19 protein-coding genes and 1 pseudogene are annotated in these 20,933 nt (G+C 66.8%); 16 read left to right on the top strand and 4 right to left on the bottom strand.

Going from position 1 to position 20,933, the window contains the following annotated elements:
• The first annotated feature begins 49 nt into the window (after positions 1-49).
• The 6 genes from mdh (at position 50) to J2850_RS20585 (ending at position 8,773) form a co-directional block, all read left to right on the top strand.
• On the top strand, positions 50-1,018 hold the full coding sequence (mdh, locus tag J2850_RS20610) for a malate dehydrogenase (protein ID WP_209985605.1): 969 nt from the start codon (positions 50-52) through the stop codon (positions 1,016-1,018).
• 126 nt (positions 1,019-1,144) lie between these two features.
• Positions 1,145-2,341, top strand: a complete 1,197-nt coding sequence (gene sucC / locus J2850_RS20605; RefSeq protein ID WP_209985602.1) for an ADP-forming succinate--CoA ligase subunit beta — start codon at positions 1,145-1,147, stop codon at positions 2,339-2,341.
• Position 2,342: 1 nt separating this feature from the next.
• Entirely contained in the window at positions 2,343-3,218 is an 876-nt protein-coding gene (gene sucD / locus J2850_RS20600) for a succinate--CoA ligase subunit alpha (RefSeq protein WP_209985599.1), read from the top strand.
• Between the two features lie 301 nt (positions 3,219-3,519).
• A complete protein-coding gene (locus J2850_RS20595; protein ID WP_209985597.1) occupies positions 3,520-6,486 on the top strand; it encodes a 2-oxoglutarate dehydrogenase E1 component in 2,967 nt (988 codons plus the stop codon).
• A 42-nt stretch (positions 6,487-6,528) separates the two neighbouring features.
• On the top strand, positions 6,529-7,794 hold the full coding sequence (gene odhB, locus J2850_RS20590; protein ID WP_209985594.1) for a 2-oxoglutarate dehydrogenase complex dihydrolipoyllysine-residue succinyltransferase: 1,266 nt from the start codon (positions 6,529-6,531) through the stop codon (positions 7,792-7,794).
• Positions 7,795-8,047: 253 nt separating this feature from the next.
• On the top strand, positions 8,048-8,773 hold the full coding sequence (locus J2850_RS20585; protein ID WP_209985589.1) for a Tle-like phospholipase domain-containing protein: 726 nt from the start codon (positions 8,048-8,050) through the stop codon (positions 8,771-8,773).
• 4 nt (positions 8,774-8,777) lie between these two features.
• Here J2850_RS20585 and J2850_RS20580 read toward each other — a convergent pair.
• Positions 8,778-8,993 (bottom strand): annotated as a pseudogene (locus J2850_RS20580) (YopT-type cysteine protease domain-containing protein); the annotation flags it as partial.
• A 656-nt stretch (positions 8,994-9,649) separates the two neighbouring features.
• Here J2850_RS20580 and J2850_RS20575 point away from each other — a divergent pair.
• On the top strand, positions 9,650-10,111 hold the full coding sequence (locus J2850_RS20575; protein ID WP_209985586.1) for a PAS domain-containing protein: 462 nt from the start codon (positions 9,650-9,652) through the stop codon (positions 10,109-10,111).
• 170 nt (positions 10,112-10,281) lie between these two features.
• Entirely contained in the window at positions 10,282-11,532 is a 1,251-nt protein-coding gene (gene frc, locus J2850_RS20570; protein WP_209985583.1) for a formyl-CoA transferase, read from the top strand.
• Positions 11,533-11,658: 126 nt separating this feature from the next.
• On the opposite strand, the gene J2850_RS20565 is transcribed toward frc, so the two are convergent.
• Positions 11,659-11,922 carry a hypothetical protein gene (locus J2850_RS20565; RefSeq protein WP_343206891.1) on the bottom strand — a complete coding sequence of 88 codons (264 nt, stop codon included), beginning with the start codon at positions 11,920-11,922 and terminating at the stop codon, positions 11,659-11,661.
• A gap of 155 nt (positions 11,923-12,077) precedes the next feature.
• Positions 12,078-12,494 (bottom strand): HRDC domain-containing protein, encoded by a 417-nt coding sequence (locus J2850_RS20560; protein WP_209985579.1) that lies wholly within the window; start codon positions 12,492-12,494, stop codon positions 12,078-12,080.
• Positions 12,495-12,718: 224 nt separating this feature from the next.
• Here J2850_RS20560 and J2850_RS20555 point away from each other — a divergent pair, with 224 nt between their 5' ends.
• Together J2850_RS20555 and J2850_RS20550 are read left to right on the top strand one after the other, a co-directional pair.
• The gene (locus J2850_RS20555; RefSeq protein WP_209985576.1) at positions 12,719-13,867 is read left to right on the top strand and encodes a hypothetical protein; all 1,149 of its coding nucleotides are present in this window, start codon (positions 12,719-12,721) and stop codon (positions 13,865-13,867) included.
• A 165-nt stretch (positions 13,868-14,032) separates the two neighbouring features.
• Complete coding sequence (locus J2850_RS20550) at positions 14,033-14,245, top strand: hypothetical protein (RefSeq protein WP_209985573.1); 213 nt, start codon at positions 14,033-14,035, stop codon at positions 14,243-14,245.
• Positions 14,246-14,462: 217 nt separating this feature from the next.
• On the opposite strand, the gene J2850_RS20545 is transcribed toward J2850_RS20550, so the two are convergent.
• On the bottom strand, positions 14,463-14,936 hold the full coding sequence (locus J2850_RS20545) for a ferritin family protein (RefSeq protein WP_209985570.1): 474 nt from the start codon (positions 14,934-14,936) through the stop codon (positions 14,463-14,465).
• Positions 14,937-15,112: 176 nt separating this feature from the next.
• Between J2850_RS20545 and hrpB the strand changes: the two genes are divergently transcribed.
• The 6 genes from hrpB to J2850_RS20515 all read left to right on the top strand — a co-directional run bounded on the left by hrpB (position 15,113) and on the right by J2850_RS20515 (position 20,658).
• Positions 15,113-17,722, top strand: coding sequence for an ATP-dependent helicase HrpB (hrpB, locus tag J2850_RS20540; protein ID WP_209985567.1), 2,610 nt, complete (start codon positions 15,113-15,115; stop codon positions 17,720-17,722).
• Between the two features lie 384 nt (positions 17,723-18,106).
• Positions 18,107-18,346 (top strand): hypothetical protein, encoded by a 240-nt coding sequence (locus tag J2850_RS20535; protein WP_246513296.1) that lies wholly within the window; start codon positions 18,107-18,109, stop codon positions 18,344-18,346.
• Positions 18,347-18,627: 281 nt separating this feature from the next.
• Positions 18,628-18,984: a helix-turn-helix domain-containing protein gene (locus J2850_RS20530; RefSeq protein WP_209985564.1), complete on the top strand. Its 357-nt coding sequence runs from the start codon at positions 18,628-18,630 to the stop codon at positions 18,982-18,984.
• Positions 18,981-19,517 (top strand): ImmA/IrrE family metallo-endopeptidase, encoded by a 537-nt coding sequence (locus J2850_RS20525; RefSeq protein ID WP_209985561.1) that lies wholly within the window; start codon positions 18,981-18,983, stop codon positions 19,515-19,517. Before J2850_RS20530 ends, J2850_RS20525 begins: the two co-directional genes overlap by 4 nt.
• A 707-nt stretch (positions 19,518-20,224) precedes the next feature.
• Positions 20,225-20,398 (top strand): CopG family transcriptional regulator, encoded by a 174-nt coding sequence (locus J2850_RS20520; RefSeq protein WP_209985558.1) that lies wholly within the window; start codon positions 20,225-20,227, stop codon positions 20,396-20,398.
• Positions 20,389-20,658 carry a type II toxin-antitoxin system RelE/ParE family toxin gene (locus tag J2850_RS20515; RefSeq protein ID WP_209985554.1) on the top strand — a complete coding sequence of 90 codons (270 nt, stop codon included), beginning with the start codon at positions 20,389-20,391 and terminating at the stop codon, positions 20,656-20,658. Before J2850_RS20520 ends, J2850_RS20515 begins: the two co-directional genes overlap by 10 nt.
• The last annotated feature ends 275 nt before the right edge of the window (positions 20,659-20,933 follow it).

The raw sequence follows: 20,933 nt of genomic DNA, 5'->3' as shown, positions 1-20,933 counted from the left end.
TCTAGTCTCCCGCTGAATGGGGGACGCTCAACGTTTTAGGGAACGCTCCATGGCTCGCAAGAAGATTGCGCTCGTCGGTGCCGGCCAGATCGGCGGCACGCTGGCTCTGCTCGCTGCTCAGAAGGAACTGGGCGACGTCGTCCTGTTCGACATCGCCGAAGGCATGCCGGCCGGCAAGGCGCTGGATCTCGCCGAGACCGCCCCGGTCGAGGGCTTCAACGCCAGCCTGACCGGCGGCAACGACTACTCGGTCATCGAGGGCGCCGACGTCGTGATCGTCACCGCCGGCATCCCGCGCAAGCCGGGCATGAGCCGTGACGACCTGATCGGCATCAACAGCGGCGTCTGCAAGACCGTCGGCGAAGCCATCGGCAAGTACGCCCCCAACGCCTTCGTCATCGTCATCACCAACCCGCTCGACGTGATGGTGTGGGTGCTGCAGCAGGCGTCCGGCCTGCCGCCGGAGCGCGTGGTCGGCATGGCCGGCGTGCTCGACTCGGCCCGCTTCCGCTTCTTCCTGGCCGAAGAGTTCGGCGTCTCGGTCGAGGACGTCACCGCCTTCGTTCTGGGCGGCCACGGCGACACCATGGTCCCGCTGGTGCGCTATTCCACCGTCGCCGGCATCCCGCTGCCCGACCTGGTCAAGATGGGCTGGACCTCCCAGGAGAAGCTCGACCAGATCGTCCAGCGCACCCGCGACGGCGGTGCGGAGATCGTCAAGCTGCTGAAGACCGGCTCGGCCTTCTACGCCCCGGCCGCCTCCGCCATCCAGATGGCCGAGTCCTACCTGAAGGACCAGAAGCGCGTCCTGCCGGTCGCCGCCCATCTGACCGGCCAGTACGGCCAGGACGACCTCTACGTCGGCGTCCCGGTGGTCATCGGCGCCAAGGGCGTCGAGAAGATCATCGAGATCGAGCTGAACGACGACGAAAAGGCGATGTTCCAGAACTCGGTCGACGCGGTGAAGACGCTGGTCGACGTCGTCAAGAAGCAGGAAGCCGAGAAGTCCGCCTCCTAAGGCGGATCGCGCGGTCTCCGATGCCGTCCGGGTCCCTGGCCGATCCGGACGGCGCCGGTGGTGCGCCCGTCCTGTCCGAAAGTCGACCGTTCCCGTCAGCCGAACCAAAAAACAGATGGACGCCCGATGAACATCCATGAATATCAGGCGAAAGGCCTGCTGAAGAAGTACGGTGTCGCGGTTCCCCGCGGCGGCGTTGCCTACACCCCGCAGGAGGCCGAGACGGTCGCCCGCGAGCTGGGCGGCCCGGTCTGGGTGGTGAAGTCCCAGATCCATGCCGGCGGCCGCGGCGCCGGCCGCTTCCAGGGCAACCCCGACGGCAAGGGCGGCGTCCGCGTCGTCAAGTCGATCGAGGAAGTCGGCAAGAACGCCGCCGAGATGCTGAACCACGTGCTGGTCACCAAGCAGACCGGCGCCGAGGGCCGCGAGGTCAAGCGCCTCTATGTCGAGGAAGGCGCCGACATCAAGCGCGAGCTGTATCTCGGCCTGCTGACCGACCGCGCCTCGGGCCGCGTCACCATCATCGCCTCCACCGAAGGCGGCATGGAGATCGAGGAGGTCGCCCACAACACGCCGGAGCGGATCGTCAAGGTCGCCGTCGACCCGGTCACCGGCATCCAGGGCTACCACACCCGCAAGGTCGCCTTCGCGCTCGGTCTGGAAGGCAAGCAGGTCTCGGCCGCCGCCAAGTTCATCACCGCCGCCTACAAGGCGTTCGTGGAGCTGGACTGCCAGATCGTCGAGATCAACCCGCTGATCGTCACCGGTTCGGGCGACATCCTGGCGCTCGACGCCAAGATGAGCTTCGACGACAACGCCCTGTTCCGCCACAAGGACGTGGAGGAGCTGCGCGACGAGGCCGAGGAGGATCCGGCGGAGATCGAGGCGGCCAAGCACAGCCTCAACTACGTCAAGCTCGACGGCAACATCGGCTGCATGGTCAACGGCGCCGGCCTGGCGATGGCCACCATGGACATCATCAAGCTGTACGGCGGCGAGCCGGCCAACTTCCTCGACGTCGGCGGCGGCGCCACCAAGGAGCGCGTCACCGCGGCCTTCAAGCTGATCCTGTCGGACAGCAACGTCGAAGGCATCCTGGTCAACATCTTCGGCGGCATCATGCGCTGCGACGTGATCGCCGAGGGCGTGGTCGCCGCGGCCCGCGAAGTGCACCTGCACGTTCCGCTGGTGGTGCGCCTGGAAGGCACCAACGTCGATCTGGGCAAGAAGATCCTGGCCGAATCCGGCCTGCCGATCCTCTCGGCCGACAACCTCGCCGATGCCGCCGAGAAGGTGGTCAAGGCCGTGAAGGAGGCCGCGTAACATGGCTGTTCTCGTCGACAAGAACACGAAGGTGATCTGCCAGGGCTTCACCGGAGCCCAGGGCACCTTCCATTCCGAGCAGGCCATCGCCTACGGCACCAAGATGGTCGGCGGCGTCACCCCGGGTAAGGGCGGCAGCAAGCACCTCGACCTGCCGGTGTTCGACACCGTGGCCGACGCCGTGGAGAAGACCGGCGCCAACGCCTCCGTGATCTACGTGCCGCCGCCGTTTGCCGCCGACGCCATCCTGGAGGCGATCGACGCCGAGATCCCGCTGGTGGTCTGCATCACCGAAGGCATCCCGGTGCTCGACATGGTCCGCGTCAAGCGGGCGCTCGACGGCTCCGCCACCCGCCTGATCGGTCCGAACTGCCCCGGCATCATCACGCCGGACGAGTGCAAGATCGGCATCATGCCGGGCCACATCCACAAGCGCGGCAAGATCGGCATCGTGTCGCGCTCGGGCACGCTGACCTACGAGGCGGTGGCGCAGACCACGGCGGCCGGGCTGGGGCAGACCACCTGCATCGGCATCGGCGGCGACCCGGTCAACGGCACCAACTTCGTCGACGCGCTCGAGCTGTTCGTGAATGACCCGGAGACCGAGGGCATCATCATGATCGGCGAGATCGGCGGCGACGCCGAGGTCAAGGGTGCGGAGTTCATCAAGGCGTCGGGCACGAAGAAGCCGGTCGTCGGCTTCATCGCCGGCCGCACCGCCCCTCCGGGCCGCCGCATGGGCCATGCCGGCGCGGTGATCTCCGGTGGCAACGACACCGCCGACTTCAAGATCGAGTTCATGAAGTCGGTCGGCATCGCGGTCGCCGACAGCCCGGCCAGCCTGGGCTCCACCATGCTGAAGGTGTTCAAGGGCTGATCGGGGCGGCGGGCGGCGCCATGCCGCCCGCCTCCGGCAGGCACCTTGGAAGGAAGACGGGCGGGACGCAGCGGCGCCCCGCCCGCCACCCCTTCGGACAGCCCCGATGGACGACCTCCATCGGAGGGCTTCCACTGGACGGATGATCCTGGGAACCCATATGCAGGCATCGGCGATGCGTCCCGCATCCCGCCGGCACCCCCCGCCGGTTCCTGCACATGGGTCTCCATCGATCCCCGTCGCCTTCACCCTTCAAGTTCATCTCCCACAGGGACCCGGGCATACGGCCCGAGGTGAAACCATGTCGGCAAATCTGGAACAGACCTCGTTCCTGTTCGGCTCGAACGCCGGTTACGTCGCCGAACTCTATGCCCGCTTCCTCTCCGATCCGGCCGCCGTGGATCAGAGCTGGAGCGGCTTCTTCCAGGACCTCGATGACGATTCGCGCGCCGTCCTGGACGAGCTGCGCGGCGCCTCCTGGACCGTGACCGATCTGGAAGACCCCAAGGCCAAGCGCGACCCGGTCGCCGAGAGCTTCGTCGTCAACGGCGCCGCTCCCGCCGGCAGCCCCAATGGCGCCAACGGCGCCGCCGCCATGCTGGAAGGCCCGGGCAACGGCGCCATGCTGTCCCATGCCCAGCAGGTCTATGGCGGCATCAGCCACCAGCAGCTCCGCGCCGCGACGCTCGACAGCATCCGCGCCCTGATGCTGATCCGCGTCTTCCGCGTCCGCGGCCACATGAACGCGCATTTCGACCCGCTGGGGCTGGAAAAGCGCGAGCCGCACCCGGAACTGGACCCGGCGACCTACGGCTTCGGCCCCGGCGACCTCGACCGGCCGATCTTCCTGAACTACTCGCTCGGCCTGGAATCGGCGACGCTGCGCCAGATCCTCGACATCCTGCACAAGACCTACTGCGGGACGATCGGCGTCGAGTTCATGCACATCCAGGACCCGGAAGAGAAGGCCTGGATCCAGGAGCGCATCGAGGGCGGCCGCAACCACACCGACTTCACGGTGAACGGCAAGCGCGCCATCCTGGAGCGCCTGACCGCGGCCGAGGGCTTCGAGAAGTTCCTGCAGCTCAAATACACCGGCACCAAGCGCTTCGGCCTTGAGGGCGGCGAGTCGATGATCCCGGCGCTGGAGCAGATCCTCAAGCGCGGCGGCCAGCTCGGCCTCCGGGAAGTCGTCGTCGGCATGGCCCACCGCGGCCGCCTGAACGTGCTGACCAACTTCATGGGCAAGCCCTTCTCCGCCGTCTTCTCGGAGTTCCAGGGCAACCCGTCGAGCCCCGAGGACGTCCAGGGCTCGGGCGACGTGAAGTACCATCTCGGCACCTCGTCGGACCGCGACTTCAACGGCAACATCCTCCACCTGTCGCTGACCGCCAACCCGTCCCACCTGGAATGGGTCAACCCGGTCGTGCTCGGCAAGGTCCGCGCCAAGCAGCAGCAGCGCCGCGACCTCGAGCGCGAGCAGGTGATGGGCATCCTGATCCACGGCGACGCCGCCTTCGCCGGCCAGGGCATCGTGGCCGAGACGCTCGGCCTGTCGGAGCTGCGCGGCTACCGCACCGGCGGCACCATGCACTTCATCATCAACAACCAGATCGGCTTCACCACCAACCCGACCTATTCGCGCTCGGGCGTGTACTGCTCCGACATGGCCAAGATGGTGCAGGCGCCGATCTTCCACGTGAACGGCGACGACCCCGAATCGGTGGTCCATGTCAGCCGCATCGCCATCGAGTATCGCCAGAAGTTCAAGCGGGACGTCGTGGTCGACATGGTGTGCTACCGCCGCCACGGCCACAACGAGGGCGACGAGCCGGGCTTCACCCAGCCCATCATGTACAAGAAGATCCGCGCCCACGCGACCACGCGCGAGCTGTATGCCAAGCAGCTCGTCGACGAGAACGTGATCACCCAGGCCGAGGGCGACCAGATCGCCCAGGACTTCATGAAGAAGCTGGAGGGCGAGTTCGAGGCGTCCAGCACCTACAAGCCGAACAAGGCCGACTGGCTGGAAGGCAAGTGGGCCGGCCTGCAGGCGCAGAGCGCCAGCTCCCCGCACCGCGGCGAGACCGGCGTCGAGCTGGCCAGGCTGAAGGAGATCGGGCTCAAGCTCTGCGAGTACCCGAAGGACTTCGCGATCAACTCCAAGATCGCGCGCCAGCTCGAAGCCAAGAAGAAGACGCTGGAGACCGGCGAGGGCATCGACTGGGCGACCGCCGAGGCGCTGGCCTACGGCACGCTGGTCGCCGAGGGCACCGGCGTGCGCCTGTCCGGCCAGGACTCCGGCCGCGGCACCTTCTCGCACCGCCATGCGGTGATGTACGACCAGAACACCGAAGAGAAGTACGTCCCGCTCTGCCACGTCAGCCCCAACCAGGCGACCTTCGAGGTCCATGACAGCCCGCTGTCGGAAGCCGCCGTCGTCGGCTACGAGTACGGCTACTCGCTGGCCGAGCCGCACAACCTGGTCCTGTGGGAGGCGCAGTTCGGCGACTTCGCCAACACCGCGCAGACCATCATCGACCAGTTCATCTCGTCGGGCGAGTCCAAGTGGCTGCGCCTGTCGGGCCTGGTGATGCTGCTGCCGCACGGCTACGAGGGCCAGGGTCCGGAACACTCCTCGGCCCGTCCGGAACGCTTCCTGCAGATGTGCGCCGAGGACAACTGGCAGATCTGCAACGTCACGACGCCGGCCAACCTGTTCCACGTCTTCCGCCGCCAGATCCACCGCAGCTTCCGCAAGCCGCTGGTCCTGCTGACGCCGAAGTCGCTGCTGCGCCACAAGCTGTGCATCTCCGACCTGTCGGAGATGGGGCCGGGCACCAGCTTCCACCGCGTGCTGGGCGAGACCGCCAACGATCTGGCCGCCAACGACAAGATCCGCCGCATCGTGGTGTGCTCCGGCAAGGTCTATTACGACCTGCTGCAGGAGCGCATGAGCCGCGGCATCAAGGACGTCGTCATCCTGCGCCTGGAGCAGCTCTACCCGTTCCCGAAGGACACGCTGGCGGCCGAGTTCGCCAAGTATCCGAACGCCGAGCTGGTCTGGTGCCAGGAGGAGCCGGAGAACCAGGGTGCCTGGCACTTCGCCGACCGCCGCCTGGAAGCCGTGCTGAAGGACATCGGCCACAAGGCCGGCCGCCCGTCCTACGTCGGCCGCCCGCCGGCCGCCTCGCCCGCCACGGGCCTGCTGAAGCGCCACAACCAGGAGCAGGCCAAGCTGCTGGACGGCGCTCTCACCGTCCGCTGACCGGCCACCCGAGCGCAAAAAGAAGACGAACGAGGATAAGAAATGGCTACCGACATCAAGGTCCCCACGCTGGGTGAGTCCGTCTCCGAGGCGACGGTCGCCCGCTGGCTGAAGAAGGCCGGCGAGGCCGTCGCCATGGACGAGGCGCTGGTCGAGCTGGAGACCGACAAGGTCACGCTTGAGGTGAACGCCCCGACCGCCGGCGTGCTGGCGGAGATCGTCGCCGCCGACGGCGCCAACGTCGAGGTCGGCGCCCTGCTGGGCGTCATCAACGAGGGCGCCAGCGCCGGTGCCGCCCCGGCCGCCGCCGCTCCGGCCGCCGCTCCGGCTCCGGCCGCCGCCCCCGCTCCGGCGGCCGCCCCGGCCGCCCCGGCCGCCGCTCCGGGCAACCTGGCCGCCTCCGGCCCGGCCGCCCGCAAGCTGGCCGAGGAGAAGGGCGTCGACGCCGCGACCATCGCCGGTTCGGGCAAGGACGGCCGCATCACCAAGGGCGACGTGCTCGCCGCCCCGGCCGCCGGCGCCGCTCCGGCCAAGCCGGCCGCGGCCCCGGCCGCCGCCCCGGCCAAGTACCAGTGGACCGCCGGCACCCAGGGCGACCGTCCGCGCGCCGCGCAGGAAGAGCGCGTCCGCATGACCCGCCTGCGCCAGCGCATCGCCGAGCGCCTGAAGGAGGCGCAGAACAGCGCCGCCATGCTGACCACCTTCAACGAGGTGGACATGTCGGCGGCGATCGCGCTGCGCGCCGAGTACAAGGACTACTTCGAGAAGCGCCACAAGGTGCGGCTCGGCTTCATGTCCTTCTTCGTCAAGGCCGCCGTCCAGGCCCTGAAGGAGATCCCGGCCGTCAACGCCGAGATCGACGGCACCGACCTCGTCTACAAGAACTACTATGACATCGGCGTCGCCGTCGGCACGCCGCAGGGCCTGGTGGTTCCGGTGGTCCGCGATGCCGACAAGCTCGACTTCGCCGGCGTCGAGGGCACCATCGCCGCGCTCGGCAAGAAGGGCCGCGACGGCAAGCTGTCGATGGACGAGCTCACCGGGGGCACCTTCACCATCTCCAACGGCGGCGTCTACGGCTCGCTGATGTCGACCCCGATCATCAACCCGCCGCAGTCGGCCATCCTCGGCATGCACAAGACGATGGACCGCGCGGTCGTCGTCGGCGGCAAGATCGAGGTCCGCCCGATGATGTACCTGGCGCTGTCCTACGACCACCGCATCATCGACGGCAAGGAAGCGGTCACCTTCCTCGTCCGCATCAAGGAGCTGATCGAGGATCCGCGCCGCCTGCTGCTGGACGTCTGAGGCCAAGGAGGCGGGGGAAGGCTCCACCCTCCCCCGCTCCATCCGCCGGGGACCGCCGGTCCCCGGTACCCTGGAAGGGCGCCGCGAGGCGCCCTTTTCTTTTCGGGACGGCTTTCGGGCCGGGGGCAAGGGGGCGAGGCATCCTGCAACCGGAAAACGGGCGCGACCCTCGATAACAATCGTTCCGGTTTGTTGACAATCCGCTACCCATAGGGTTGGCTCGGCTACCCACAATTCGACGCAGGGCGCCCTCATGCCGGTCAACATCCTCGATCTGGCCGTTGCCGCGAACACCGTCTACAATTTCCAGAAAGGCCGCGGCAACGACAGGTCCGCGTTCGACAAGGCGGAAGGGGCGCGGCGCTCCCCGCCCGGCTCCCAGGTGCTTTTCACGCAGGAGGACACCGACGTCGGTTTCTTCGGCGCCGTCTACCAGGAAAAGCACTCCGACCAGTACATCGTCGCCTACCGCGGCACGGCGGTGGGCAGCAGCACGTCGGGCCAGATGGCCGGAACCAAGAACCTGAAGACCGACATCGCCCTCTACACCATCGAGAGCCTGCCCGCCGGCATCCGCGCCGCCCATCTGCTGCTGGAACAGGCGAAGATGCTGCTGGGCGCCGACCGGCCGATCCTCTGCGGCCATTCGCTGGGCGGCGCCATCGCCACCATCGTCGCGGTCGAAGCCGGGCTGCCCTGCTGCGCCTTCAACGCGCCGACCGTCTCGAAGATGGTCCGCGGCGGAATCATCCACGGACCCTATGTCCGGGTGAAGCAGGAGAACCTGCCGGCCATCGAGAAGCAGATCATCAACTTCAACCTGCAATGGGACCCGATCAGCAAGTCGTCCAAGGCGGTCGGCAAGGTGATCAAGCTGCCGGCGACCATGATGACCGGCGGGCATTCGCAGGACAAGGTGGTCGCCAACATCAAGAGCAGCAGGTACGCGTCGATGCCCTTCTTCGACCTCGTCGGGTGACCGCTCAGTTGAAGGAGATGCTCTGCACGACGAACTCCTTCACCTTGTAGTCGACCACCGACTTGTCCCGCTTCACGACGTTGCGGTACTGGCCGACCAGTCCGGTGAACAGGTCGGCGATGCTGCCGCTGGACGCCTTGTACTCGCCGAAGTTGGGATCGAAGAAATACCGGTGCGATCCCAACCCGAACGCCTTGCCCCCCGATTTGTAGCAGCAGGTGGCGTGCGCCGAAGCCGGCCTGCGCCATCGCCTGCCTGCGTGAGCCGAGCTGCGCGGACGGCAGGTCGATGTCGTCGTGCAGTTCGGCCCCGTACAGGCGCTGCTTGATGCTGGCGTGCAGGATCGTGTTGTCCAGGTCGATGTAGGCGATGCGCGCCGCCGAGGTTTCGCCCTTGTGCGCGCGGTGGCGCGCGATCCACTCCAGGCTGAGGCCGAAGCAGATTCCGCTGTTCACCTCGTGGTCCTTGGGAAACAGCCGCTGGATCGGCAGGCGGTGCTTGAAGGGCGCCACACACTGGCTGTCGAACGCGGCCATCCCGGTCCCCCTCCCTTCCAAATGCCTGCCGGCTGCCGGCATCGGCGCCGCCGCGCGACATTCCGCCGGATAACCGTTCGGATACAATAAACCCGAAATCCGGACGATCGCGGCGGGCGCCGACCGGCGGCCCGGTTTCGCGGTTGGGGGAAAACGGCGGCTGCGCACCGGCAATCTGTTCGCGGCCAGGACAATTTGCGGCGCTCTCAAATCCTCTTGCACCGGTAATGGTATCTGGTATACCGTATCGATAATGTCAGTGTGGTTCCGGTTCAGGGCCGGGCCGCACCGGCTCCCCCGGCGCCCAATCCAAGAGGGGGCGAGCGCCAAGGAGATCGACATGGAACCGAAAGCAGCAGCGGGCACCCCCGCGGTTGTGGATTGCGAACAGTTGGTGGCGGTGATCGGCGATGCCGTCATCGTGTCGGACCCGGCCGGCGCCATCACCCTGTGGAACGCGGCGGCGGAGCGGATGTTCGGCTTCACCGCCGGCGAGGCGATGGGCAAGTCGCTCGACATCATCATTCCGGAGCGCCAGCGCCAGCGTCATTGGGACGGCTACGAGAAGACCATGGCCACGGGCGAGACCCGCTACGGCCATGACCTGCTGCGGGTGCCCGCCGTCCACAAGGACGGGCACAGCCTGTCGATCGCCTTCACCGTCGCGCTCCTGCGCGGGACAGACGGTGCGGTGACCGGGATCGTCGCCGTGGTGCGGGACGAAACCGCCCGCTGGACCGAAGAGCGGAAAGTGCGCCGCCGTCTCGCCGAACTCGAAGCGGCCACCACGGCCGCCGGCTGACGGCCGGTCCGGCCGGCGGCCAACAGGGCGGCGACCAGAACGGCGGCGAGAATCGAATCCCGGCCGGCCAACGACCTTGGCGCCCGCGATCCGCGGGCGTCGGGCCGGCCGGACTGATGAGCAGTCCAAGAGACAAACCGAAACAACGCGAATAAGGGAGTGTTGCAGTCATGACCAAGCCGCTCGAAGGCATCAAGATCATCGACTTCACCCACGTGCAGGCCGGCCCCGCCTGCACGCAGCTTCTGGCCTGGTACGGCGCGGACGTCATCAAGGTCGAACGTCCGGGCGCCGGCGACGTCACCCGCAGCCAACTGCGCGACATCCCGGATGCCGACGCGCTCTACTTCACCATGCTGAACAGCAACAAGCGCTCCCTGACGCTGGACACCAAGACCGCCGAGGGCAAGGAGGTCCTGACCCGCCTGATCAAGGAATCGGACGTCCTGGTCGAGAATTTCGGCCCCGGCGCGCTGGACCGCATGGGCTTTAGCTGGGACAGGATCCGCGAGCTGAACCCCGGCATGATCGTCGCCTCGGTCAAGGGCTTCAGCGACGGCCACCATTACCAGGACCTGAAGGTCTATGAGAACGTCGCCCAGTGCGCCGGCGGCGCGGCCTCGACCACCGGCTTCTGGGACGGCCCGCCGACCGTGTCGGCCGCGGCGCTCGGCGACAGCAACACCGGCATGCACCTCGCCATCGGTATCCTGACCGCCCTGATGGCCCGCACCAAGACCGGCAAGGGCCAGAAGGTCGCCGTGTCGATGCAGGACAGCGTGCTCAACCTCTGCCGCGTCAAGCTGCGCGACCAGCAGCGCCTCGACCGCGTCGGCTACCTGGAGGAATACCCGCAGTACCCGCACGGCAAGTTCACCGACGTGGTTCCGCGCGGCGGCAACGCCGGCGGCGGCGGCCAGCCCGGCTGGGTGCTGAAGTGCAAGGGCTGGGAGACCGATCCCAACGCCTACATCTATTTCACCATCCAGGGCCATGCCTGGGCGCCGATCTGCAAGGCGCTGGGCCGCGAGGAGTGGATCGACGACCCGGCCTACAACACCGCGCTGGCCCGCCAGGACAAGATCTTCGACATCTTCGCGATCATCGAGGACTGGCTGAAGGACAAGACCAAGTTCGAGGCCGTCGACATCCTGCGCAAGTACGACATCCCGTGCTCGCCGGTGCTGTCGATGAAGGAGATCGCCAACGACCCGTCGCTGCGCGCCAGCGGCACCGTCGTCGAGGTCGACCACAAGCAGCGCGGCAAGTACCTGACCGTCGGCAGCCCGATCAAGTTCTCCGACATGTCGGTCGAGATCACCGGGTCGCCGCTGCTCGGCGAGCACACCGACGAGGTGCTGGCCCAGCTCGGCTACAGCAAGGACCAGATCGCCGCCATGCACGACGCCAAGGTGGTCTGAGCAGAGCAGGCCTTCGGTTCCCTCCGCCGGCCCCGGCCAACCGGGGCCGGCGGGGGAAGCCCCAAACGGAAACGGCGCCCCGCAAGGGCGCCGTTTCCGTTTTCCGTCGCGTCCGCCCGCCGGCCTTCAGGGCCTCAGCTTGCCGCGCCGGTGGAGGTCGACCAGCATGGCGCCGGCACGGCTGGTCAGCGTGTCTGCCAGGCGGTCGTAGCGGCTGTTGCCGGTGGCCGCGGCCTGGCGGGCCGCCTCGACTCCCAGCCGGGCCAGTTCGCGCGCGATCTTGTGATAGTCGGGCACCCCGTCCCGCAATTCGAAAGCGGTCCGAGGTTCGAAGCTTGGCCGCGCTTCGAAATCGGCGCGCCGGTTGGCCGGAGGATCGAACGATGCCACAACCGCTCCATACGCTGCTGCCATCTCAGGCTGCATGCTGGCACGGCAACATTCGAAGGCCAACGGCTCATATGGCAGGGTCGCCGCAGCCTTTGGACACGGGCGAACCCGACCGAACCGGATAGGACGGCGGCGCGGGGCCGCCCCGCGGGCGGTCAGTCGATCAGCAGGTCGAGCGTGGAGCGGACGACCTGGACGATCTCGGCGCCATGGGGGGCCGCGGTCTGGCCGCGGGCGCCGAGGATGATCGACAGCTCATGCTCCGTCGTCGGGGCGAAGCGGGCGATCTCGGACACCACGTCGTCGGACAGCATCGCCTCGCGCGGCTGGCCGGCCTGGGCGGCGGCCTTGTCGCGCCAGCCGTTCAGCGCCGCGGCGATGGCCGCCTCGATCTGCAGCGACTCCTCCTTGCGGCGCAGGTCGGTGAACAGCACCAGCACCCGCCACGCGCCGTCGGCATAGGCGGTGTCGATGCGCTGGACCTCGACCGTCCGCAGGAAGGAGGACAGTTGCGCCTGCCCCTCCTCGGCGGTGGCGTCCGGAATGATGAAGGTGCGGATTTCGGTGCTCATCGCCAGCCCCTGCTGTCGGCCTTCCAGTCTGCGGGGGAGCCTACACACAAACGGCGCATTCGGCAAACCGCGACCCGGCTTCCGGGGCGTTCCGGGACCTTAGGGATACCCCTGATTTTCGCGGGACGGATCACCCCCCTCGTGCGTTGTGGGAGTCGCCGGATGCGCCTCCCCTCTCGGCGGTAGCGCCCGGCCGCCGTCCCCACCCGCCCTGGAGACCGCCGATGCCTGGCCCGGAACAGCACCCCCACACCCCGCAAGCTCCCACCCGGCAGGATGCCGCCGCACCGATCCTTGCCGCACCGGGTCCCGTCACACCGGACGCCGTCGCACCGAGCCCCATAGCACCGGGCCGGGCCGATCCCGGCCATGACCGGCCGGACTCCGGGACGCCGGCCGGCCGTCGGCGCCGTTCGGCATGGCGGCTCGCGGCCGGGCTGGTCCTGGTGCCGCTGTCGCTGGCCGTCCTGGGCGTGCTGACCGTGCTGTGGACGGGGTCCCGGCTCTACGACCAGCCCTTCGTCTGGTACAACCTGAACCGCATCGGCGCGGTTGCCGAACGGGCGGCCCGCCATCCCGGCTCGGTGACGGTTGTGGCGCTGGGGGACACCGCGCTCCGCGACGCGACGCTGGACGAGCCCGGGATGACCGAGATCGCCGCCAGGCGCGGGGTACCGAACCTCCAGTTCCTGCGCATCGTCCACCGGCAGGCCCAGTTCGCCGATTTCGAGCCGCTGCTCGACAGGCTGATCGCCATCAAGCCGACCATGATCCTGATCGACCGCAAGCTGCTGACCTCCAGCCGCGGTACGTTGGACGAACTGCAGCGCTACGGCCATGGCCTGATGCGGCTCTACAGCGGCCGCCCCTATGTCCAGGACCAGGTGGCCATGCAGTACCGCCGCACCTGCGGTCCCACCCCGGCGGCCTGGCTGACCGGCGGCACCGCCGGGTCGGTCACCGGCGACGATGCCACCGCGCAACGGGTGCGCGCCTTCATCGACCGCGCCTGGGGCGCCGGCATCCGCGTCGCCCTGATCGAGGTCCAGCCCCGCTCCACCCAGCCGTCCCGCGGCCTGATCGCCACCGCCCAGGCGGCGGAGGTCACCAACTCGTCCGGCGCCAACCTGCCGCTGTGGAACTATGCCGACCTGGGGGACGAGGATGGCGACGGGGTGGTGGCCGACAACGGCTGCGCCGACGGCACCGCCACCGCCGGCGGCCGCACCGCCTTCTCGACCTGGCTTGCGGGCGGCATCGCCGGCGCGGTCGCCGGGGCGGAGCCGGACCGGATGCCGGGGCGCATCGTCACGGCCACGCAGAAGGCGCCGGCCGGCCGCAACGCCCCGACCGAGGCCGCGTCGCTTCCCTGACGCCCCCTGGCCATGGTGCCCTGTCCCCTGTGACGCCCCTTCTTGACGGCCCTTCGCGGCGGTCATGCTCCCGTCCTGTTGCGGTGCCGTTCATTCCGCCTTCCGATTAAGCCATTTTTTGTTTATGGTCTTTCGGTCGGGCGTTTTGAAACAGGAGACGGATGCATGGCTTCCATCATGATCAAGAAGGCCGGCGAAGGGCTGGTCAGCAAGGCCCACCGCAGCGCCGACGTCGGCCCGACCAGCGGCAGCTCGGTCGTCTACGAAATCCAGAACGTGCCCGCCGACGTCAGCGAGGACGACGTGATCGCCGCCTTCAAGACCTACAAGCCGGTCGACAAGGTGTACGAGATCGAGTGGGCGGAGCTGTCGAAGTAAGCGCCAGTCCCCCGGCATCCGCCTGCCGTCCCTTCACGCATTTTGCCCCCACCCCAACCCTCCCCCGTCCCTGGCGGTGGAGGGGACTGCCGCCGCTTCGCGACAGGCACCCTCTCCCGCCAAAGGCGGGGGAGGGCCGGGGTGGGGGCAACTGGCCGGTGGGGGCAAGTGGCTGATGGGGCAACATGCTATCGGGGCAAAGCGCCCCACCGCTCCCTTACGCCTGCAGTGCCGGATAGCGCTTCGCCCACAGCTCGAGCTGGGCAACATGCTCGGCCTCTTCGGCGGCGAACTCCTCCGCCATCATGCGGACCTCGGCGTCGGTGGTGGTCTTCGCCACCTCGGCGTAGAAACCCTGGCCGCGCCGCTCGCTGTCGAGCGCCAGTTCCAGCGCGTATTCCACCGTCATCAGGTAATGCGAGCCTTCCATGGAGGCTGCCTCCGGGCTCTCCCCGTCCGGCCACTGGAAGTCTTCCGGTGCAAGGTCCGGGATCTTGCGGAAGCCCGACCGTTCCCGCGCCTCGGCCAGATGCAGGCGCGAGAATGTCGCCATCTGGCCGAAGAAGGCCGCGACCTCCTGGTTGCCATAGGTCTTCATCGCCTCCGACAGGTCGGCGAAACGAGTGGCGGCGTCCTCCTCCAGCGCGCAGGCGTGGGCAAGGAACAGGGCGGCGTCGTGGATATCGGTCATGGAATCCTGCGAATGCGAATAAGCCCGACGACGCTAAAACCATAACGATTTTGAGGTCATCGGTCGCCCTCCTCGGCGGGGACCTCCGGGGCTGCGACCTTTTGGCGCGCTTCGTCTCTCCGGGTCCTGGAAAACCATTGCCTTTCGCGGCGGATCGCGGCAGCAGACTCCCCCTCATGAGCAAGCCCGCCGTCCCCGTCTTCCCGCCCCTTCCGATAGACCCCGTCCTGCCCGCCCTGCTGGAGGCGCTGGACCGCCGCGGCACCGCCGTGCTCCAGGCGCCGCCGGGTGCGGGCAAGACGACGCGGGTGCCGCTGGCCCTGCTCGACGCCGCCTGGCTGAAGGGCCGCAAGATCCTGGTGCTGGAGCCGCGGCGCCTCGCCGCCCGCGCCGCCGCCCGCCGGATGGCGTCGATGCTGGGCGAGGCGGTGGGCGAGACGGTGGGCTACCGCGTCCGCCTCGACACCAAGGTCGGCCCGAGGACGCGGATCGAGGTGGTGACCGACGGCCTGTTCCTGCGCCAACTGCAAGAGGACCCGGAGCTTCCCGCCGTCGGCGCCGTCCTGTTCGACGAGTTCCACGAGCGCGGCATCGACAGCGACCTCGCCCTTGCCCTGGTGCAGGAGGCGCGCGGGGCGCTGCGCGACGATTTGCGCCTCGTCGTGATGTCGGCGACGCTGGACGCCGCCCCGGTCGCCACCCTGCTGGCCGATGCCGACGGCCCCGCCGCGATGGTGACCAGCGAGGGCCGCGCCTACCCCGTCGAGACCCGCCACCTCGACGCCCCGGCGCCCACAGGAAGAATGGATGGCACCCGCATCGAGGACGCGGTGGCCGCCGCCGTCCGCCGCGCCCTGCGCGAGGAGCCCGGCAACGCGCTGGTCTTCCTGCCCGGCGTCGGCGAGATCCGCCGCGTCCAGTCCCTGCTCGACCAGTCCGACCTGGGGCCGAACGTCACCCTCGCCCCGCTCTATGGCGACCTGTCGGCCGAGGCGCAGGACCGCGCCATCGCTCCCACCCCGCCCGGCCAGCGCAAGATCGTGCTGGCGACCTCCATCGCCGAGACCAGCCTGACCATCGAGGGCATCCGCATCGTGGTCGACAGCGGGCTGATGCGGGTTCCGCGGTTCGACCCGCGCGGCGGCATGACCCGTCTGGCGACGGTGAAGGTCAGCCAAGCCTCGGCCGAGCAGCGCCGCGGCCGCGCCGGCCGCCTGGAGCCCGGCGTCTGCTACCGCCTGTGGCCGGAGGCGACGCACAAGGCGCTGGCCCCCTTCACCACGCCGGAGATCATGGACGCCGACCTTGCCCCGCTGGCGCTGGAGCTTGCGGTGTGGGGAGTCTCCGACCCCGCCGGCCTGTCCTGGCTCGACCACCCGCCGGCCGCGGCGATGGCCCAGGCACGCGAGCTGCTGACCGGCCTCGGCGCGCTCGACCGAACCGATCAGAAAGATGGCAAGGCGGGTGCCATCACCCCGCACGGCCGCCGCATGGCCGGATTCGGCGTGCATCCGCGTCTGGCCCACATGATGCTGGCCGGCAAGGCGATGGGCCAGGGCGCGCTCGCCTGTCTGGTCGCGGCCCTGCTGGGTGAGCGCGACATCGTCCGCAGCCAACCCGGTTTCCGCGACGCCGACCTGCGCCTGCGCGTCGACCTGCTGCGCGGCGAGGAGCGCGGCGGCCAGGGTGCCGCGCGCGGCCTCAGCGTCGACCGCGGCGGCGCCCAGCAGGCGGTGAAGCAGGCGCGGCAGTGGCGCCGCCAGCTCGGCGTGCGCGACGACGACGCGATGGACTCCAACGCCGTCGGCCTTCTGGTGGCGCTGGCATATCCCGACCGCATCGGCCAGCGCCGCCCCGGAGGCCAGCCCGGCGGAGTTGCGGCGCAGTATCGCCTGTCGGGCGGGCGCGGCGCCTATTTCCAGGATGCCGAGCCGCTGTCGGCCGAGGAGTGGCTCGCCATCGCCGACCTCGACGGCGCCGCCCGCGAATCGCGCATCTTCCTTGCCGCCCCGGTCACGCTGGACGATCTGGAGGAGAGCTTCGCCGACGACATCCGCAGCGAGACCATCGTCGCCTGGGACGCGCGCGAGCAGATGGTGCTGGCGCGCCGCCGCCGCATGCTGTTCGCCCTGATCCTGAAGGACGAGAAGCTGGCCAAACCGCCGGCCGAGGCGATGACCGCCGCGATGATCGAGGGCATCCGCGCGCTGGGCCCCGCCTGCCTGCCCTGGACCGACGAGCTGCGCAAATGGCGCACCCGCGTGATGTTCCTGCGCGCCCGCGAGGGCGATGCCCACGGCTGGCCCGACCTGTCCGACGCGGCCCTGATGGACGGTCTGGAGGAGTGGCTGGCCCCCTTCCTCGACGGCGTGTCGCGCCGTGCCCATCTGGAGCGCGTCGACCTGTCGAGCGCCTTGCGCGCCCTGCTGCCCTGGGAGTTGCGGACCCGCCTGGACGCCGAGGCCCCGACCCATGTCGAGGTGCCGAGCGGCTCCCGCATCCCCATCGACTATGACGGCGAGGAGCCGGTGCTGGCGGTTCGCCTGCAGGAGATGTTCGGCTTGGCCCAGACCCCGCGCATCGCCGGCGGCCGGGTTCCGCTTCTGCTGCACCTGCTGTCCCCCGCCCGCCGCCCGGTGCAGGTCACCCGCGACCTCGCGAGCTTCTGGGCCAACGCCTACAAGGCGGTGAAGGCGGATTTGAAGGGCCAGTACCCGAAACACTACTGGCCCGACAACCCGCTGGAAGCCGAGCCGACCGCCAGGGCGAAGCCGAGGGGTCGGTAACGGCCGGCCCCCGCCCCGCCCCTCCGCAAACTTCCCCTCTCCCCCCTGGGGAGAGGGTCAGGGTGAGGGGGCCGCAAAGGCACCAGCCTTTGCCAGGGGATTGCGAAGGGGCAGCATGCCCCTTGGCGGCGCGCCAAAGCGCGCCCGTCCACCCCCCACAACTCCGCCGCCACGTGGCGACAATCCCCCTCTCCCGCCCCGGGAGAGGGAAGGGTCCCATGCGGAGCATGGGAAGGGGGAGGGGTGTCCCAAGGCTCCCGAACCGCATGGTCCCTGCACCTCCAGCCAAAGCCGGGCGCAAATGCGGTAGCCGCACCCCCTCGCCAAGCGCATATTAGATGCTCTTCACCGACCACCGCGCCGAAGACACCAGGGAGCCCGACCATGCGGACCTTGCATGATTTGCGCGACGAGATGCTGGCAGTCGCCCAGGGCACCCGCCCGATTCCCCCGGTGCGGTCGGTAACGGATGACGAGTCGGTCTCCGGCCTTCTCGGCGTGCTGACCCCGGCCAACCGGGCGTTGATGCAACTGATCGCCACCGAACGCCCGGAGACGGTTTCCAAACTTCTCGGTCTCGCTAACAGCGCTCAGCCCAAGCCTCATAAAGCGTGGGAGACATAACATCTACTCAAGATCGATATACCTTTCCCGCTCCAGGCGAATTTTCCTAATTTTTGTCTGTTCTTGATATGTTCATCTTCACGATCTTGGAAATCGCGAGTACAAGAGTTTCATTAAGACGATATTCCTCTCAAGATAATGAAGATCGCCGGAATCGCATGCGAATTAGATGTGTTTTTCGCTTGAATGGTGTTTCCATTTAACCTACTCTGGTTAAGAAGCAAGCCGCAGTACGATAACAATAAGCTTTAGGAAACGCGCCCACTCTCGGGGAGTCTCAGATGCAGCTCACACCATTCGGAAAGGCCCTCAGAAAGCTGCGAATTGATCGCAGTCTACTGCTCGCCGACATGGCTGAAGAGCTAGAAGTCTCGGCAGCCTTTTTGTCAGGTATTGAGACTGGAAAAAAATCAATACCAGGAAACTTGATTACGAAACTGGTAAGCATATACAGATTAAGTGACGAAGAGATAAACTCTCTTCAAGATGCAGCAGACGCCTCCGCAAGGACGATTACATTACGCCCGACATCTACAGAACAATCTCGATTTATGACAGCTTTAGCTCGCCGCTTTAATGAGCTTGATGAAAATGAGTTTGCTCGTTTGAGGGAGTCAATCGAAAAGGTGAAGCGATGAGTACCTTATCGTATATGGCGGCCCCAATGAGTCGGGCAACGATTCGGCATACTGCATCAGAAGTCAGAAAGCTGTTTGGCTTCTCAGAAACGCCTCGCTTTCCTCTATTACACGTGATCGAGAATCTTTTACCTCAATTGATACCTGACGCAGTATTCGAAGTGGTTGATTCCGATGAAATGAAAGGTGTATATGCAGAAGCACTTCCAGCGATGGCGCTAATAAGAGTGCGACTCGACGTGTACATGAGAGCGCGGCTAGGAAATCCACGCGATAATTTTACCTTAGCACACGAGTTAGGCCATCTTGTTCTGCACACAGATCACAGATTACAAAGAATCGCGACGCCAGCAAAAGTAAAGCCATATCTAGATCCAGAATGGCAGGCAAACGCCTTCGCAGGAGAGTTACTTGTACCGCTTGAGTTGTTTAAAAAATTAAAGCACTCCGAAGATGCTTGCAACATCTTCGGAGTGTCGAAAAAAGCTCTTGATGTCCAAACCAAAGCTTGGAGACAAGAGGGCGTTCTATAAAAGTTTCTTGCGATCTGGATCGCGAGTCCAGAACACAAGATGTTCCGGAAACGGCTTGCGACCACTGTTCCGGCTTGCGTCAACGTGTGCTACGGGGCGTAGTTTATATCTCGCCCACGCGGAAGACGCAAGGTTTTTGGCTCGCGCAAACTAAGGAGCAATCCATGAAGCGTAAGCTCGTGGCACCGCCTGGTAAGCGCTACGTTTTCCGCCCGTATAAGGATGATCCCCGCACCGGCCAACGACTGTGGGCTCGCCACTATGGGATCAAGGCTTGGCCGATCTTGGTAGATGAGTAACAAGCCATCTACCAGACAATCCACAATGCGGGAACGGATTTTCCGCTTCCCGCATTTCCTCAAGCTGTTTCCCAATGAGGCGCCGCTATGAGATCTAATCGCACGCCAAGCCGACGCATCCACCCATCCGATGTTCCTAGCATCAAAAAGTGCATTTACGCAGAAGAGTTTTTGCATCGGATTGCGGCAGACTATGATGTCAATCCTGGCCGCATATCGGAAATCAAGACCGGAAGGAAATTTTCAGAAATCCCGCCGGAACCTTGATAGGAACGCCTGATAATTAGCGGAGATACGGATTGCCGCGCCTCCGCTAATTAATTTCTGACACTCAACCTATTCGGTAAAAAGCCGAGTTGGCTGGACCAACCCACGCTCACCGCATATATTCACTGACGGAGGTGCCCCATGGCCGAACCCGCGACCGCTTTCGAACCGACCGATGACGATGCGCTGACACGCGCCGTTGCCGAGGCGCGGGCACAGGTTGCCGCTGGTCAAACGATTCCTCTGCGCGACGTTGCCGTCTGGCTCGACAGTTGGGGCACGGCGGACGAGCGTCCTGCTCCGTCGTGGAAGTAATCTTCGCTCCGGCCGCCATTGCCGATCTGATCGCGATCCGCAACTATATCGGCCATTTCAATCCCGCGGCCGCCCGGCGCATGGCGCTCCGTCTCAGAAATACTGCGGAAAGCCTCGCTGACTTCCCTGACCGTGGCCGCCTTCGGCGAGATGGAGCGCGGGAACTGGTGGCGGTCCACCCCTATGTGATCGTCTATGACGTGACGCCGCCCAGCGTCACCATTCTGCGCATTTGGCACGGGGCACAGAACCGCCCCTGACGCAGCCCCCCAGTGGCAAGCCGCCACGCCTTTCCCACGCCCCCTTACCGCCAACCATCATCCATGGTAGGACTATAAGCCTCAATTACCCGAGGAGTGTCCTGCATGCATCGCCACTGGTGCCACGCCCCCTTATGCCCATCCTCCCGCGCACCCGCCGGATGGAACAGTGAACAGCCCCCTGGAGTGCCCCCCGAAACTGAGACAGAGTTAAAGTGTTCCGGTTCTCTGATGGAGAGGACCGATGGGAGAGAAGCGAAGTTTGGAGTTCAAGG

The sequence above is a fragment of the Azospirillum picis genome, assembly GCF_017876115.1.
Lineage (GTDB): Bacteria > Pseudomonadota > Alphaproteobacteria > Azospirillales > Azospirillaceae > Azospirillum > Azospirillum picis.
The sequence above is the reverse complement of the archived record's forward strand: the minus strand, read 5'-3'. Positions and strand labels throughout refer to the sequence as shown.

Excerpts from the sequence above, each read along its gene's own strand:
- mdh (WP_209985605.1), top strand. The coding sequence starts at position 50 with ATGGCTCGCAAGAAGATTGCGCTCGTCGGTGCCGGCCAGATCGGCGGC.
- J2850_RS20535 (WP_246513296.1), top strand. The coding sequence starts at position 18,107 with ATGCGGACCTTGCATGATTTGCGCGACGAGATGCTGGCAGTCGCCCAG.
- J2850_RS20575 (WP_209985586.1), top strand. The coding sequence starts at position 9,650 with ATGGAACCGAAAGCAGCAGCGGGCACCCCCGCGGTTGTGGATTGCGAA.
- J2850_RS20595 (WP_209985597.1), top strand. The coding sequence starts at position 3,520 with ATGTCGGCAAATCTGGAACAGACCTCGTTCCTGTTCGGCTCGAACGCC.
- J2850_RS20585 (WP_209985589.1), top strand. The coding sequence starts at position 8,048 with ATGCCGGTCAACATCCTCGATCTGGCCGTTGCCGCGAACACCGTCTAC.
- odhB (WP_209985594.1), top strand. The coding sequence starts at position 6,529 with ATGGCTACCGACATCAAGGTCCCCACGCTGGGTGAGTCCGTCTCCGAG.
- J2850_RS20525 (WP_209985561.1), top strand. The coding sequence starts at position 18,981 with ATGAGTACCTTATCGTATATGGCGGCCCCAATGAGTCGGGCAACGATT.
- J2850_RS20520 (WP_209985558.1), top strand. The coding sequence starts at position 20,225 with ATGGCCGAACCCGCGACCGCTTTCGAACCGACCGATGACGATGCGCTG.
- J2850_RS20555 (WP_209985576.1), top strand. The coding sequence starts at position 12,719 with ATGCCTGGCCCGGAACAGCACCCCCACACCCCGCAAGCTCCCACCCGG.
- hrpB (WP_209985567.1), top strand. The coding sequence starts at position 15,113 with ATGAGCAAGCCCGCCGTCCCCGTCTTCCCGCCCCTTCCGATAGACCCC.
- J2850_RS20560 (WP_209985579.1), bottom strand. The coding sequence starts at position 12,494 with ATGAGCACCGAAATCCGCACCTTCATCATTCCGGACGCCACCGCCGAG.
- J2850_RS20545 (WP_209985570.1), bottom strand. The coding sequence starts at position 14,936 with ATGACCGATATCCACGACGCCGCCCTGTTCCTTGCCCACGCCTGCGCG.
- J2850_RS20550 (WP_209985573.1), top strand. The coding sequence starts at position 14,033 with ATGGCTTCCATCATGATCAAGAAGGCCGGCGAAGGGCTGGTCAGCAAG.
- sucC (WP_209985602.1), top strand. The coding sequence starts at position 1,145 with ATGAACATCCATGAATATCAGGCGAAAGGCCTGCTGAAGAAGTACGGT.
- sucD (WP_209985599.1), top strand. The coding sequence starts at position 2,343 with ATGGCTGTTCTCGTCGACAAGAACACGAAGGTGATCTGCCAGGGCTTC.
- frc (WP_209985583.1), top strand. The coding sequence starts at position 10,282 with ATGACCAAGCCGCTCGAAGGCATCAAGATCATCGACTTCACCCACGTG.
- J2850_RS20530 (WP_209985564.1), top strand. The coding sequence starts at position 18,628 with ATGCAGCTCACACCATTCGGAAAGGCCCTCAGAAAGCTGCGAATTGAT.